The organism is Natronosalvus caseinilyticus (genome assembly GCF_017357105.1).
GTDB classification, from domain to species: Archaea; Halobacteriota; Halobacteria; order Halobacteriales; family Natrialbaceae; genus Natronosalvus; species Natronosalvus caseinilyticus.
This window is the reverse complement of sequence record NZ_CP071596.1, coordinates 1,296,338-1,310,871: the sequence shown is the minus strand read 5'-3', so window position 1 is coordinate 1,310,871 and position 14,534 is coordinate 1,296,338. Positions and strand designations below refer to the sequence as shown.

The following is a 14,534-nucleotide window of genomic DNA, read 5'->3' as shown; positions in this document are numbered from 1 at the left end:
TGGACGCAAAATCGAGAGAAAGTGGAGCCGAGCGATTAGATGTAGTCGATCGACGGCGGCAACTCGAGCTTCATGCCCTTGCGCTCGCGGATCTCCATGATCGTCTCGCGCTGGAGCGAGTCGGCCATGACGTCGAAGCCGGCGTTCTCGGTGTTCCAGGCCGCACGACCCTCGGTGGCCGAACGGATGTCGCTCGAGAACCCGATCATCTCTTCGACCGGCGCGACGCCTTCGACGACCATGAGGTCGCCCTCCTGGTACATGTCGTCAACCTGGCCACGGCGGCCCTGGATCTCGCCGGAGGCGGCGCCCATGTGCTCGTTGGGCACGTCGATCCGGACGTCCTGCATCGGCTCGAGCAGCTTGATGTGGGCGTCGATCAGCGACTTGTGGACGGCCTCCCGCGTCGCGGGGATGACCTGTGCCGGACCGCGATGGATGGTGTCCTCGTGGAGCTTCGCGTCGTGCAGCCGGATCAGGGTTCCCTGGACCGGCTCGGCGGCCAGTGGCCCGTTGTCGAGGGCCTCCTCGAGCCCCTCGATGACGAGTTCCATCGTCTCGTTCAGGTGCTGAATCCCCTTCGTGTCGTCGATGAGGATGTTCGTCCCGTGGATGTGCTCGACGTTCTGGGAGGTGTCCTTGTCGAGGCCGGCCTCCTGGAGCGCTTCGCGGCGCTCGAGTTCGGGCATGTCCATCGAGGCTTCGCCGAGCTGGATCGTCTCGATCAGCTCCTGGGTCAGCGGCTCGGCGGAGATGTAGAAACGGTTGTGGCGGTTGGGCGAGATGCCCTCGACCGTGTCGCTCGGTCGCTGGACGGCCTCGCGGTAGACGACGATCGGTTCACCGGTGTTGACCGGGATGCCCTGGTTGGCCTCGATACGCTGGGTGATGACCTCGAGGTGAAGTTCACCCTGCCCGGAGATCAGGTGCTCGCCGGTGTCCTCGTTGATCGTGATCTGGATCGTGGGGTCTTCCTTCGAGACCTGGCGAAGCGTTTCGATGAGCTTCGGCAGGTCGTCCATCGTCTTCGCCTCGACCGCCTTCGTGATGACGGGCTCGGAGATGTGCTCGATGGACTCGAACGGCGTCATCTCGATGCTCGAGACGGTCGAGCCGGCGATGGCGTCGCGCAGGCCGGTGACTGCGGCGATGTTCCCTGCAGGGACGTTCTCGACTTCCTCGCGCTCGCCACCCATGTAGATGCCGACGGACTGGACGCGGTTCGTGCCTGCGGTGCCCGACACGTATAGCTCCTGGCCCTTCTCGAGGGTGCCCGAGAAGACGCGGCCCGAAGCGATTTCACCGGCGTGGGGGTCCATGGAGATGTCGGTGACCATGAAGACGACCTCGCCGGACTCGTCGACGAATCGCATCGTCTCGGCGAGTTCGGACTCGCTGTCGCCGCGCCAGATCCGGGGGATACGACGGGGCTGGGCGTCGACCGGATTCGGGAAGTGCTCACAGACCATGTCCAGCACGACGTCCGAGAGCGGCGTCCGCTCGTGGAGTTCCTGGCGCTCGTCGTTGCGCTCGAGTTCCATGATGTCGCCGAAGTCCATGCCGGTGCGCTGCATCGACGGCATCGAGACGCCCCACTTGTAGAGGGCGGAGCCGAAGCCGACGGTGCCGTCTTCGACGGAGACGGACCAGTCGTCGACGTCGTCCATCTCCTCGGTCATGCCGCGGATGAGGTCGTTGACGTCGTGGATGACCGAGAGGAGACGCTCTTGCATCTCCTGTGGGCCTTCCTGCAGTTCGGAGATCAGGCGATCGACCTTGTTGATGAACAGCGCGGGCTTGACGCCCTCGCGAAGGGCCTGCCGCAGGACCGTTTCGGTCTGGGGCATGGCACCCTCGACGGCGTCGACGACGACGAGCGCACCGTCGACGGCGCGCATCGCCCGGGTGACGTCGCCACCGAAGTCGACGTGGCCCGGCGTGTCGATGAGGTTGATGAGGTGGTTGGTATCCTCGTACTCGTGGGTCATCGAGACGTTCGCCGCGTCGATGGTGATCCCACGTTCCTGCTCGTCTTCTTCCGTGTCCATCGCGAGCTGCTGGCCGGCAGTATCATCGGAGATCATACCGGCGCCCGCGAGGAGGTTGTCGGAGAGGGTCGTTTTTCCGTGGTCGACGTGAGCGGCGATGGCGATGTTCCGGATGTTCTCCGGGTCGTCCATCAGCCGTTCACACTCTTGGACGATCTTTTTGCGTCGGCCCATATATCCACCTGTACCGGTAGCGGGGTCAAAAGGGTGCTGTTTCGTCTCGGCGAGAACGGGCCCGAAACGCGCCTCGAGACTCGAATTGACCAATTTGCGTGAGAGAATAGCACGCACCCAACGATCGGTGCTCGCGCCTCAGCCGACGAATCCCGGCGTAAGAGCCATAGGCGCCCGACCCCTGTTAGGGACACACATGGATTTGCGCATACAGGGACCGGGACCCGCCGCCCCGTTTCTCAGCGCCCAGGACCTGTTCGAAACCGAGTGTGACCTCTCACTCCCCGTCTACGTCCACCTGCGTGACGACCCCGACGAGCGGACCTGGGCCGCTCACCACGACGACCGACACGTGCTCAACATCTCGAGGCAGGCTGCGTCCTCGGCGATGGCGCGCGAACTCGCGCTTCACGAGTTCGCACACATGGCCCGCCACGAGCAGGACCACCCCTCACACGTCCAGTCGACGGCGGAGGTTCTCTACCTCGCGCTGGCCGGGCAACGCGTCGAGCAGTACAAGCTCTCACACTGCTACCAGATCGCCAACCACATGAAAGACATCTACGCCGACGACATCACGCTCTCGGTCGGTCCCGGGGAAAAGCTACTGGCGTTCCTCGAGTCCTCGCTCGCGACCGCCCTCCGTGATCGGCCGGCGACGCCGCCGGGATCGACCCCTGGCGTCGAACGACTCTCACCTGCCGCCGATCCCGATATCACCGCCGTCAACGCGGCCTTCGCGCTCGCACTCGCCGAGCGACACGACTTGCTCGAGGCCGACCATCGCCTGTACGACCTCGCCCATGCAGCGGCGATGGACGCCCCCCAGATCGACTTCGAGGCGTTCCGGCGGCGGTTCCGGGAACTCAGCCAGGATCCCGACCCGAGCACCTATCGGCAGGTGCTCGTCGAGACCACCCGGTCGTACGTCGGCGAGGGGACTCGAGCGGCGGATTGACCGACGGGCGACCACTGCGAATTTAGTCGTCCCTCCCGCTCGAAGTTAGCCGTCCTTCTCGCGCGTGGGGTGTCGTCTCGACCCAAACGTTTAATGTTCGATACTTCATACGTGTGGAACATACTACTGATGCTTTCGGGGAAGGATTGTCGTGATGGGACGACGGAGCGCGCATTTGCCGACGAACTATCCCGGTTGAAACGACGAGGGGCGAGCGTCCTCGTGACCGGTGTCGTCGAGGCCGACCAGCGACAGGTGATCGCTAGCCGGTTGCTCGGAACGGCTCCCGAGGAAGATCGGAAGCGCATCGTGATTTCGACGCCTGGGACGGAGTTCGACATCGAGCGCCTGGTCGACGACGCAGGTTCCGGGACCGCCGAAATCGTCAGTTACCAGGGCACGGCCCGTAGCGTCTCGGCGGGGACGACGGAAACGGCGGAAACGGCGAAGACGACGGGAATCGCGACTCCGTCAGCACCACCGACACCAGGTACCGAAGCGCCAATGACGACCGCCGAAACCCTCGGCGACGTCGGCGTCGCCGTCTCGAGCGCCATCGAACGATTCGAACGCGATGGCGACAGCGGCCTCGAACCCGGCATGCTTCGCGTTGGCGTCGACTCGCTCGTGCCGTTCCTCGAGGAGTACGGCAAGGAAGCCGTGTTCCAGTGTCTGCACTTACTCAACGGACGGACTCGAGCGGCCGGCGGCATCGCCCACTACCAGCTCCCCATCGAACGCGATGCGAGCACCGTTTCGATCCTCACCCCCCTGTTCGACGTCGTCGTCGAACTTCGAGAACGGAACGGCGTCGCCCAGGAGCGATGGTTGCTCACAGAGAGCAATCTCTCCACCGGCTGGGTACCGATAACCCAGTGAGTGGGACGCATCGAGGCACCGATCAGGTGTCCCAGCCTGGACGGGGTCGACTTCAGAGACTACTGAGATGAAGCCGACATTCGAAGCAGTCGATGGCGGGCTCGAGATCATCGATCAGATAGAGCGTCATCGCTACCGGTTGACGACTCACGAGTCGGTGTCGCCGGAGCCGGTCAGCGACGATTGTTTGCAGTATCCGGTCGATTCGGCCGTCGAAATCGAAGTCGAGAGCGTCACACTACCGACGAACGACCTCGTGTACGTCCGCGACGAGACAGGGGCGATGGTCCACGAGGTTCGTCCAGGAGAACAGCAATTACTTCCAGAAGGGGCGTACACCCTCGATCTCTCGACACCGTTCAAGATCTATCTTCATTTTAAAAGTTCGATGCATATCTACGCAGATAGTCAACAAACACACATCACTCTTGACGATGCAACCCGAGTGATCGTTGGAACCCGTTCATCACATACGCGCCCTGCAGGAACGATTACCACGACAGAGGAGCCAGCAGACCTCATGGAAGCAGTTACGGCCTTCGGGTCAGCGTTAAAAACCACCACTCCCGAACGATCCTATCCAACGCTCAGAGGACATCCACCAGCGCTCGAACTCGGAGAGACGTTATCGATTCCGAACGGGTTTGACCGGCCGGAAACTGGAATACAGATCGAAGTTCCGCCGAGTCTCGAGAATGTATACGTTGTAGCCCCACTCGCGTACTATCTCGGCGCGGAGGTCATCTCCGGAGAGGCATCAAGGGTAACGACCGATGCCGGGCTATCTTACTCGCTGACCAGTGACGGTGGTTTCGAAGAAACCGTCGAACGGTTACTCAAACAGATCTTCTTCCTCGACTGTATCGTACGCACCGAAGGGATGACTCCCGTACCATTACACGAACGACAGGCGATCGAACCATCCCTTCCGTTCGATTTAGAGCAGGTGTACGAACAACCCCTCCCCAAACAACTTGAGAAATATCTCTCGACGCCATTTTCGACAATCGAACCAGTCATCCCCGAGTGGCGTCTCGAAGTCCATTTAAAGCCGACGTCAGAGAGTATTACGTTTCTACCCTATATCGCGAACGATCTCGCAATCGTCCAGATACAGCAAACCAACCGCGCTTCGCCAGAAGCCCCAGTACAACGTGAAGCGATTCAAGAGTTCACACGGGGAGTGAGTACTTCTCGAGGTGCGGAGAAGCCCGACATCCATGCTCAGGTTCATGACATACCAACAATCGAACAGCATTGGAAAACCGACGACTCGACGACTTTGATAAGCACAACACCCCTGTCCGCCTTTACTCACAGTATCGGTCGAGAGCCACGAGAGGATCCAATCGAGATTAAAGTCGTCTGTAATGACTCGGAGATGAAAGATGAACTCGAGACTGTGAACGGGATTTACGGTAATCGCGACGAACTCCCGTTCAACGTGGCCGAGTACTATTCTCTGACGAGAGACGAGCTCAGAGATGTGTTGGCCAAAGAGAGCGATTTTGTACACTACATCGGCCACATCGATCGAGAGGGGTTCCAGTGCTCGGACGGCAAATTATCGGGAACGACGCTCGAGAAAGTCGGCGCAAAAGCATTCTTGCTCAACGCGTGTCAGTCGCGCAACCAGGGGCTTCATCTGGTGGAAGCCGGAAGTTCTGGAGGAATTGTCACACTCGGTGACGTAATCAACAGCGGCGCGATTCGCATGGGCAGTATGATTGCCCGAGTGCTAAATCGAGGCTACCCGCTCTATGCTGCACTCGACGTGGCGCGAAGGAAGACTCTTGTAGGACAACAGTACCGAATGGTCGGAAACGGATTAATCTCTATAGCGCAGTCGGAAACGGGTCCACCAAATGTTTGTATTATAGAAAAAAAGGGGTCTAGAGCAGATATTATCCTCGACACCTACGAAACGAGTGAATTACGGAAAGGAACTATATTTGTTCCTTACGTCGAATCGAACGATTCGTATTTCCTCACTTCAGGAAAAGCCGGACCGTTTTCACTAACAGAGTCAGAACTCAGTCAATTTCTGGATTTAGAGGACGTACCGATACTATACGAGGGCGAAATTCAATGGAGTAAGGATTTCTCCATAGATGGGTTGTAAGTGTTTAAGGGCCGGTGTAAGCACCGCTGTTCCCCGCCGCAACCGTTCCGGCCTGGGACAGCAACAGCATGGCCGTGAACAGGACGCCAATCATTCGTGGGTGGTTCTTCAGGTAGTCGCTAAGTTCCGTCATGGTACATCCAACCCATGGTACCGACCCGTAATGAATTTATTTTAATAAATCAGACACAGAATCCATGTGAAAACCTGATAGTATAAATATTTAAACAGCCAGAGAGAATAGAAAAAGAAGACGGCGTCGGGTTCGGTCAGAAAACTACCGTAAAAATTCGTTATTCACTGAGTAACCGACGAAGTGCCCGGTCGAACCCCTCGCGCGAGAACTCCGCTCTGATCGAATCCGCTCGTTCTCGCCACTCGTGCAAGTCAGCCACTACCTGTTCGTATCGTTCGTCGACATCGACACCCGCTTCGCGTTCGTTCTCGAGTAACGCCCGCTCTGTCGCGAGTCGAAAGTACTCGCACATCGCCTCCTCGTAGGCGTGCTGGAGAACCAGTCGATCGATCGTCGACCGCAGTTTCTCGACCGAGACGGGCGTCACCAGATACTCGTCGGCACCACGGTCGACGGGGTCGTCCGTCGGGACGTCGCTCGCGACTGCGAGGATAGGCGTCGATGGCGCGCTCTGGCTGAGCGCATCGAGTACCCCTCTGGGGTCCGGACTCTCGAGTTCCCAGTCGACGAGGATGACGTCGTCGCCCGCCTCGAGTTGATCCAGGATCGATCGGTCGAAGTCGATGCAGCGAACGTCGTACACCGCGGAGAGGACCTCAGCATCCGATACCACTCGAGAAACGTCGTGGTGAACGGCGAAGATGCGAGGTGACGTAATAGACAACACAGTTAGTACGTAGAATCCACGCGCGGGGCCTATAAATCTGACTCGCCTTGCCGGCAAGTGCAAGCAAACTGGTCAGAGAAGGTTGTTATCAGTCGCGACTGGTTCGTACGGCGTACACTGACTGGATCAGCAGTGTCACTCACGAGGTCGAACTCGAGCTCACACTCGAGGAGGATGGTAACAAACGTCGAGCGCGCTCGAGGCATGCTGGCTCGATGTGAGAGGCAACTCGAGCTCGATAGTCAGTAGTCGGTAGGCAAGGCCACCAATTGGTAACCGAAATCGGATCGAAATTGGAAAAGAGCGAAACCAAAAAACGAAACGCGTTATCTCGCAGCGGCCGCGACGCGTTCTTTCTCCTCTTTCTGGTTGATCGCGTACGTCTGGACGTCGTAGTTCGACGCGCCGATGAGCTGGCTGGCGAGCGCTTCCGAAGCCGACGTCGGCGACTTGAACGAGGCGCTGTGTGCACCTTCGGCGATGAACTTCAGGGCCTGGTCGACGCGGCGCTGGGGCGCGACGTCGACGGCCTTGGGGACCGAGATACCGCCGTACTTCAGGCGGACGGTCTCCTCGCGTGGCGCCGCGTTCTCGACAGCGGTGACGAGGACCTGGACGGGGTTCTCCTCGGTGCGGTCGTTGACGATCTCGAACGCGTCGCGAATAATCTTCAGGGTCTGCTGTTTCTTGCCCGTGTTCTCCTCGGTCTGCATCAGGCGGTTGGCCAGTCGCTCGACGACGGAGAGTTCGGACTTCTTGAACTGCTTGCTCGCGTGGCGACCCGCCGTGTGCGCGATTGGCGTCACCGCCAGGTAGCGCTCGGTCGAGGGGTCGTTGTAGGCGATCTCGGAGACGTCCCACGTACCAAAGAGCTTTGCAGTGAGGTCGCTGCCGCCGGCGGGCGCGTCGGGTTCGGGTTGTTCCTGTTCGCTCATGTTATCGCACCGGTTTCTCTGCGTTGCCGCGAACCAGTTCGAGCATGGCGACACCGTTGACCTTGTCGACCTTGTAGTTGACGCCCGAGAGGTCACCCATGGCACGACCCTTCGCGCCACCGATACCGGCGATGGTGACCTCGTCGTGTTCGTCGATGAACGAGATCGCCCCGTCGCCAGGACAGAACGCCGTGACCTGCTTGCCGTTCTTGATCAGCTGGACGCGGACACACTTTCGGATGGCCGAGTTGGGCTGTTTCGCTTCGATGCCGACCTTTTCGAGGACGATACCGCGAGCCTGGGGCGCACCCTCGAGCGGGTCCGATTTCTCGCGCAGGCCGCGTGCTCGGCGCGCGTAGTCAGAGTCGGACCACCGCTGGTTCTGGCGGTCCTTCTTGAGTTTGCGCGCGGCGTATTTGCCGTTTGCCATGGCGATGGCTATCCGACGAAGGCACTTAAGCATCCCCTTTTGCTTCCGGGAGAAACGCCTCGAGAGCGCTTTATCGAACCCCATCGAGAGATCTGAGGGCGTTTCGTGGTCTCGAGTTACGGGCTCAGCGCGGTCTATGGTCACTCGGCGCCACTGAGGCGCCGTCACTCGAGTTCGAACGAACCGTCGGCGGGGACGATCGACGACCGTTCCAGCTCCGCAACGGACGCGTGACCCGCCAGCCCGAGCGTCAGGTCGAGATCCGCCAGGAAGTTCCGGCAGACTTCCCGCACCCCGTCTTCGCCGTCGATCGCGAGTCCGTAGACGTAAGGACGTCCCAGAAGCACCATCTCGGCACCGAGAGCGAGGGCCATGACGGCGTCTGCACCGCGACGGATGCCGCTGTCGAAGAGGACCGGAGCATCGCCGTACCCGCTGTCGGCCAGCCGGTCGACCACTCGAGGGAGCGCCTCAATTGCGGGGAGCGCGTTGTCGACCTGGCGACCGCCGTGGTTCGAGACGATCACGCCGTCGGCGCCGGACTCGAACGCCAGAATGGCGTCGTCCGGGTGGACGATCCCCTTGACCAGGATCGGCAGGTCGGTCAGCCCGGCGAGCCACTGGAGATCGTCCCACGTGAGCGAGGCGTCGCCGAAGACGTCCACGAATTTCATGACCGCGGCGTCGGGGTTCTCCTCGGGCGGGTCGGCGAGCAGGTCCCGAAAGGTGGGATCCGAGAAGTAGTTCGCGACGCCCTCGCCGTCGAGGAACGGGAGGTACGCCTGTTCGACGTCGCGTTCGCGCCAGCTAATGATCGGCGTGTCGACGGTGACGACCAGCGCCTCGTATCCCGCGTCCGCCGCACGCGAGACGAAGCTCTCCGTCACGTCGCGATCCGAACTCCAGTACAACTGGAACCACGCTGGTGAGTCCCCGACCGCGTCGGCGACGTCCTCGAGCGTCTCGGAGGCGGCGGTGCTCTGGACGAACGGCAAGCCGAGACCAGCGGCTGCCCGCGCCGATCCGAGTTCCGCCTCCTCGTGAAGGATCGACTGCACCCCGATCGGCGCCAGCGCGACCGGCGCGGGGTAGGTTTCGCCGAACAGGTCGACCGAGAGGTCCCGCGTAGCGACGTCCCTGAGCATCCGCGGAACGATCCGCCACTGCTCGAACGCCGTCCGGTTCGCCGCTTTCGTTCGTTCGGCACCGGCACTTCCCGCGACGTAGCCGAACGCCTCCGGCTCAAGTTCCGCCTCCGCGGCCGCCTCGAGCGCCTCGTAGGACGGCGGCAGCGATGGCGGCTGTCCGGCGAGCATTCCCTGCGTGTAGATCTCGGTCAGCCGTTCCCGGCCGTAGGTTGGCCCGTCGTCGGTCATGCCTGTCGATCTGTCACGAACGACCGTATACGTTCGGGGCTTCTCGAGGAACGTCGATCGAAACAGCGTCCTCGGATCGAGGACGATTGGAGAGAAATTGGGCGAGCGCTCAGGCTAACTGCACGTCGTCGATCCCAAAGTGACGCTCAGCGAGCGTTCGGGCGTCCTCGATCCGCTGGCCGTCGGTGCCGATTGCCACTCCGCGATCGTCCTCGGCAACTTCGACGTAGGCGACCGTCGTCTCGTTCTCGCTGAGCGTAACGTTGCGGACCGCTGCAGGCGCCAGCGCGTTCGCCACGAAGGCTTCGGGGTCGCTCGAGCCTTCGACTAGCCGCACGGATCGCCCCGTCTGGCGCTCGAACTGCTCGACGTGCTGGCCGCGGGCGCCGACCGCCTGCCCCATCGTCCCCGGAGGGGCGACGATCACCAGGCGGTCCTCGAAGACGAGACAGTCCTGGCCGGAGATGCCGGAGACGTCCTCGAAGCGGGCGATGAACTGGCGGGCGTCGTCCTCGAGGGTGATGGTCATTTGGTATAGGGCGTCTAGAAAACGAGCGTTAGCGTGTCAGTCCGCCCGGTTCGGCGACGACCCCATCCGGAGGTCGACGTCGCCGGTGCCGAGCTTGATCGGCTTGCCGACGATGACGTTCTCGGTGACGCCGTCGAGTTCGTCGATTTCGCCGTGGATCGCGGCGTTGAGCAGGTGGTTGACCGTCACCTCGAACGCCGCGCGGGCGAGCACGGAGTCCTTCGAGCCCGAGATGCCGTGCCGGCCGATGGACTCGATGGTCCCCTCGTTGGTCATCATGTCGGCGACCAGCATCAGGTGACGAACGTTCACGTCGTCGAGCCCCTGCTCGGCCAGCGTGTTGTTCGTCTCCTCGATGATCGCCTCGCGGGCGGCCTCGATGCCGAGGTTGCGGTGAATCTCGTGGATGTTGTTACAGGTCGTCCGCGAGGCGTCGACGCCCTCGATCGAGAGCACGTCGCCGAAGGCCGACCCCTCGGTGTAGAGGACGAACTCCTCGCGCTCCTCGACGCCGTCGTCGGTCTCGACCTCGAGGTCCTCCCGGCGGATGACGACCCGCGAGATGTCCTCGATGCCCTTGAACGTGATGTCCCGAAGCTCCTCGACCAGCTGGAGGAGGTCCCGGTAGGACGGCTCTTCGGGGCCGAACTCGATCTGGGTCCCCTGCTGGGTCGTCGACACGCCCAGGGAGTCCTCGATGATCTCGGCGACCTCCTCGGCCGTGATGAGTCGCTCCTCGAGCGTGTCCTGGTTCAGGTCGATCTGAACGCGCATGTCGGCGACGTTCGTCGACACGTCACCCAGCGCGAGGATCTTCGTCGCCTCGATGTTCCAGACGACCTCGTGAGCTTTCTCGCGCTCGGTCGCGTACTCCTCTGTGAGGTGGACCTGCATCGTCGGCGTATCGGGCGTCTTCCGGGCGTCGACGAGCTCGATCAGTCGGGGCAGTCCCTGGGTAACGTCGATCTCGGCGACCCCCGCGTAGTGGAACGTGTTCATCGTCAGCTGCGTCCCAGGCTCCCCGATGGACTGGGCACTGACGGTCCCGACGGGGTCGAGCGGGTCGACGCGCGTCTCGACGTACTCGGTCTCGACGGCGTTGACGATATCCTGGGCCTGCTCAATCGTCACGTCTCCCTTCTCCTCGAGCACCGCGTAGACGCGATCCTTGAGCCGTCGAGGGAGTTCGCTATCCTCGACGATGACGACGGCGTCGTCGTCGACGTCGTAGTCCTGGATGAAGACGTTCTCGGTCTCAGTCATCCGAACTCACCCCCTCTGGCTCGACGAGTCGACGACTGTCGGCGTGTTCCGAGAGGTTTGTCTCGATCCGCTTCCCGGAGAGGAACGCCTCGCGCTCGGCCTCGGAGTCGAACTCCTCTTCGAGCACCGTCTCGGCGATTCCCTCGACGTCGACGTCGTGGGCGTCGTCGTAGGCCACCTGGACCGGCGACGTGCCGTCCTCGCCGAACTCGAACTGCACGATGGTGTCGCCCGTGTCCCGGACGGTGCCGTCGTACTGGGCCTCGAGTTCCGAGAGCGCGTTGATCAGCCGACGCTGGAGGTAGCCGGACTTCGAGGTCCGGACTGCCGTGTCGACCAGCCCCTCGCGGCCGCCCATCGCGTGGAAGAAGAACTCCCGCGGGTCCAGACCAACCGTGTAGGAACTCTCGACGAAGCCGTGCGCCTCCGCGGAGAGGTCGTTTTGCTGGTAGTGGCTCAGGGTGCGGTTCTCGTAGCCGCGGTTGATCCGCTCGCCACGAACTGCCTGCTGGCCGACACAGCCGGCCATCTGGGTCAGGTTGAGCATCGAGCCACGCGCCCCGGACTCGGCCATGACGACTGCGGGGTTGTCGCCCTCGAAGTGCTCCTCGGCGATGTTCCCCGCGTTGTCACGCGCCCGCGAAAGCGTCTGCATGATCTTCATCTCGAGCGTCTCGTCGAGCGTCCGCCCGGGCAGGCTCTCGAGTTCGCCGCGCTCGTAGGCCTCGATGAGTTCCGCGACGCGGTCGTAGGCCTCCTCGATCGTCTCGTCGATGCGCGCTTCGGCCTCGGCCGGAATCGTCTCGTCGTCGATCCCGATCGAGAACCCGAAGTGCATGATCGCCCGCATCGCGAGCGTCGAGAGTTCGTTGATGAAGACGCGCGAGCGGGTGTTGCCGTACTGCTTCGTGATCGCGTCGACGATCTCGCCGCCGAACTCGCCAACCTCATCCTCGGCGATGGTTCCCGAGACGAGTTGGCCGTCCTCGATGACGACGTCGTCGCCGACCGTCCCCGTGAACTCGAGGTTCATGTCGTCGGGCAGCAGTTCGGAGAAGACGTCCCGGCCGGTCCAGAACGGCTCGTCCTCGTCGTCGATGCCGCTGGGTTCGGGCAGTTCGTCGATCCGGGTCGCCCGGAGCAAGTCGAGCGCCTGCGTCTCGTTGAACCGGGGGTTGTCCTTCGTCAGCAGGTACGTCCCGGAGATGTGGTCCTGGATCGCCCCGATGATGTTCTTCCCGAAGCGGGGACTCAGGATCTGTTCTTGCACGCGCATGAGGACGCGCGCCTCCGCGCGGGCCTCCTCGTTCTGCAGGGCGTGCATGTTCATCTCGTCGCCGTCGAAGTCGGCGTTGTACGGCGGGCAAACGACGGTGTTGAGCCGGAAGGTCTTGTACGGCATGACCACGACCTCGTGGGCCATGATCGACATCCGGTGGAGCGACGGCTGGCGGTTGAAGATGACGATGTCGCCGTCGATCAGGTGCCGGTTGACCTCCCAGCCTGGACCGATCGTCTGGGAACTCTCGAGTTCACCTTCCTCGGACAGCCCCGCGAGCGCCTCGCAGTTCTTCTCGGTCACCTTGAGCCGGCGGCCGTCCGGCCGTCGCACGTAGTTCGCGCCGGGGTGGCTGTTCGGCCCGTTGGCGACGTAGCGTCGAGCCTCCTCTAAGTTGCGCTCGGTGACGAGCATCGTCTGGGTCATCTCCGTCGCCACGCGGTCGGGAACGCCGACCTCGTTGAGGCTCAGGGTGGGGTCGGGGGAGATGACGGTCCGGGCCGAGAAGTTGACGCGCTTCCCGGACAGGGAACCACGGAACCGGCCCTCCTTCCCCTTCAGTCGCTGGGAGAGGGTTTTCAGTGGCCGCCCGGAGCGGTGTCGCGCCGGCGGCGTTCCCGAGATCTCGTTGTCCATGAACGTCGTGACGTGGTACTGGAGCAGTTCCCACAGGTCCTCGATGATCAGCTGGGGCGCACCGGCCTCGCGGTTCTCCATGAACCGCTGGTTGATCCGGATGATGTCGACCAGCTTGTGGGTGAGGTCGTCCTCGCTGCGCTGACCGTTGTCCAGCGTGATCGACGGACGAGCGGTGACCGGCGGCACCGGCAGCACCGTCAGGATCATCCACTCGGGTCGGGACCGCTCGGCGTCGATGCCGAGTACCTCGAGGTCCTCGTCCGGAATCGCCTCGAACCAGTCGCGGATGTCCGAGGGCATCAGCTTGTTCGTGTCCTCCTCGGTCAGGTCGATGTCGAGCGCCTTCTCGATCGCCTTGCGTTGATCCTCGCGCGGGCGGAACGAACCCGAGAGGATCTCGTTGATCCGGGTGAGCTCGATGTCGGTCTTGTCCGCGAGTTCGTCGGGCGTCGTTCGGTCGATGCCCTCCTCCTCGTTGCCCTGCATCGCACCGGCGATGCGCTGGGAGTACTCGCTCGTGAGAACCTGCTGGACCTCGTAGTACGTGGTCGGCTTCTCGTGGTCGATGTCGTACTGGATCTCGCCGCAGTGCGGACACCGATCCTTCTTTCGTGCCTGCCGAATCGCCGCCTTCGTCACGTCGTTCAGGTCGTGACCCAGCTTTCGGTACTCCGTGATCTGGTCGCGAAACTCCTGGCGCTCGTCCTCGGTGAGCAGGAGCTTCGAACACTCGCGGCAGGTCCCCCGGAGCAGTCGCCGGATGAGTTTGGTGAAACCGACGTGGATCACCGGCGCCGCGAGTTCGATGTGGCCGAAGTGGCCGTTACACGACCCCGAGTGCTTCCCGCAGGTCTTGCACTCGAGTCCGGGGTCGATGACCCCCAGCCTGGGGTCCATCAACCCCATGTCGATGGGGAAGCCGTCGTCGTCGTAGGTGTCGGCGGTGATGATCTTCGTCGCGCTCATCTCCCGGTACTCTTCGGGCTCCATGAGCCCGAAGTTGATCGATCCGATGTCTTTGGGTGTGCTGTGTTGCATG

The 14,534-nt window shown here is 62.2% G+C and carries 12 protein-coding genes; 3 read left to right on the top strand and 9 right to left on the bottom strand.

Annotation, left to right across the window (positions count from 1 at the left end; genetic code table 11):
- Positions 1-35: 35 nt before the first annotated feature.
- On the bottom strand, positions 36-2,222 hold the full coding sequence (locus tag J1N60_RS06325; RefSeq protein WP_312911608.1) for an elongation factor EF-2: 2,187 nt from the start codon (positions 2,220-2,222) through the stop codon (positions 36-38).
- A 196-nt stretch (positions 2,223-2,418) separates the two neighbouring features.
- Between J1N60_RS06325 and J1N60_RS06320 the strand changes: the two genes are divergently transcribed.
- The 3 genes from J1N60_RS06320 (at position 2,419) to J1N60_RS06310 (ending at position 6,181) form a co-directional block, all read left to right on the top strand.
- Positions 2,419-3,180: a DUF5781 family protein gene (locus J1N60_RS06320; protein WP_312911606.1), complete on the top strand. Its 762-nt coding sequence runs from the start codon at positions 2,419-2,421 to the stop codon at positions 3,178-3,180.
- A 129-nt stretch (positions 3,181-3,309) separates the two neighbouring features.
- Positions 3,310-4,059: a DUF7504 family protein gene (locus J1N60_RS06315; RefSeq protein WP_312911604.1), complete on the top strand. Its 750-nt coding sequence runs from the start codon at positions 3,310-3,312 to the stop codon at positions 4,057-4,059.
- Between the two features lie 67 nt (positions 4,060-4,126).
- Positions 4,127-6,181, top strand: a complete 2,055-nt coding sequence (locus J1N60_RS06310) for a hypothetical protein (protein WP_312911602.1) — start codon at positions 4,127-4,129, stop codon at positions 6,179-6,181.
- 4 nt (positions 6,182-6,185) lie between these two features.
- On the opposite strand, the gene J1N60_RS06305 is transcribed toward J1N60_RS06310, so the two are convergent.
- The 8 genes from J1N60_RS06305 to J1N60_RS06270 all read right to left on the bottom strand — a co-directional run bounded on the left by J1N60_RS06305 (position 6,186) and on the right by J1N60_RS06270 (position 14,533).
- Entirely contained in the window at positions 6,186-6,314 is a 129-nt protein-coding gene (locus tag J1N60_RS06305) for a DUF7503 family protein (RefSeq protein WP_312911600.1), read from the bottom strand.
- A gap of 160 nt (positions 6,315-6,474) precedes the next feature.
- On the bottom strand, positions 6,475-6,990 hold the full coding sequence (locus tag J1N60_RS06300; RefSeq protein ID WP_312911598.1) for a HalX domain-containing protein: 516 nt from the start codon (positions 6,988-6,990) through the stop codon (positions 6,475-6,477).
- A gap of 380 nt (positions 6,991-7,370) precedes the next feature.
- Positions 7,371-7,979 carry a 30S ribosomal protein S7 gene (locus tag J1N60_RS06295; RefSeq protein ID WP_312911596.1) on the bottom strand — a complete coding sequence of 203 codons (609 nt, stop codon included), beginning with the start codon at positions 7,977-7,979 and terminating at the stop codon, positions 7,371-7,373.
- A 1-nt stretch (position 7,980) separates the two neighbouring features.
- Entirely contained in the window at positions 7,981-8,409 is a 429-nt protein-coding gene (locus J1N60_RS06290) for a 30S ribosomal protein S12 (protein WP_253432648.1), read from the bottom strand.
- Between the two features lie 164 nt (positions 8,410-8,573).
- Positions 8,574-9,785 (bottom strand): alpha-hydroxy-acid oxidizing protein, encoded by a 1,212-nt coding sequence (locus J1N60_RS06285; RefSeq protein WP_312911593.1) that lies wholly within the window; start codon positions 9,783-9,785, stop codon positions 8,574-8,576.
- A gap of 109 nt (positions 9,786-9,894) precedes the next feature.
- Positions 9,895-10,314: a NusA-like transcription termination signal-binding factor gene (locus tag J1N60_RS06280; RefSeq protein ID WP_312911591.1), complete on the bottom strand. Its 420-nt coding sequence runs from the start codon at positions 10,312-10,314 to the stop codon at positions 9,895-9,897.
- 36 nt (positions 10,315-10,350) lie between these two features.
- Complete coding sequence (rpoA2, locus tag J1N60_RS06275; RefSeq protein WP_312911589.1) at positions 10,351-11,577, bottom strand: DNA-directed RNA polymerase subunit A''; 1,227 nt, start codon at positions 11,575-11,577, stop codon at positions 10,351-10,353.
- Entirely contained in the window at positions 11,570-14,533 is a 2,964-nt protein-coding gene (locus J1N60_RS06270; protein ID WP_312911587.1) for a DNA-directed RNA polymerase subunit A', read from the bottom strand. Before J1N60_RS06270 ends, rpoA2 begins: the two co-directional genes overlap by 8 nt.
- Position 14,534: the final 1 nt, after the last annotated feature.

Bases quoted from the DNA above. Each gene is read 5' to 3' on its own strand.
- J1N60_RS06325 (WP_312911608.1), bottom strand. From the start codon at position 2,222: ATGGGCCGACGCAAAAAGATCGTCCAAGAGTGTGAACGGCTGATGGAC.
- J1N60_RS06290 (WP_253432648.1), bottom strand. From the start codon at position 8,409: ATGGCAAACGGCAAATACGCCGCGCGCAAACTCAAGAAGGACCGCCAG.
- J1N60_RS06315 (WP_312911604.1), top strand. From the start codon at position 3,310: ATGCTTTCGGGGAAGGATTGTCGTGATGGGACGACGGAGCGCGCATTT.
- J1N60_RS06305 (WP_312911600.1), bottom strand. From the start codon at position 6,314: ATGACGGAACTTAGCGACTACCTGAAGAACCACCCACGAATGATTGGC.
- J1N60_RS06270 (WP_312911587.1), bottom strand. From the start codon at position 14,533: ATGCAACACAGCACACCCAAAGACATCGGATCGATCAACTTCGGGCTC.
- J1N60_RS06320 (WP_312911606.1), top strand. From the start codon at position 2,419: ATGGATTTGCGCATACAGGGACCGGGACCCGCCGCCCCGTTTCTCAGC.
- rpoA2 (WP_312911589.1), bottom strand. From the start codon at position 11,577: ATGACTGAGACCGAGAACGTCTTCATCCAGGACTACGACGTCGACGAC.
- J1N60_RS06310 (WP_312911602.1), top strand. From the start codon at position 4,127: ATGAAGCCGACATTCGAAGCAGTCGATGGCGGGCTCGAGATCATCGAT.
- J1N60_RS06280 (WP_312911591.1), bottom strand. From the start codon at position 10,314: ATGACCATCACCCTCGAGGACGACGCCCGCCAGTTCATCGCCCGCTTC.
- J1N60_RS06285 (WP_312911593.1), bottom strand. From the start codon at position 9,785: ATGACCGACGACGGGCCAACCTACGGCCGGGAACGGCTGACCGAGATC.
- J1N60_RS06295 (WP_312911596.1), bottom strand. From the start codon at position 7,979: ATGAGCGAACAGGAACAACCCGAACCCGACGCGCCCGCCGGCGGCAGC.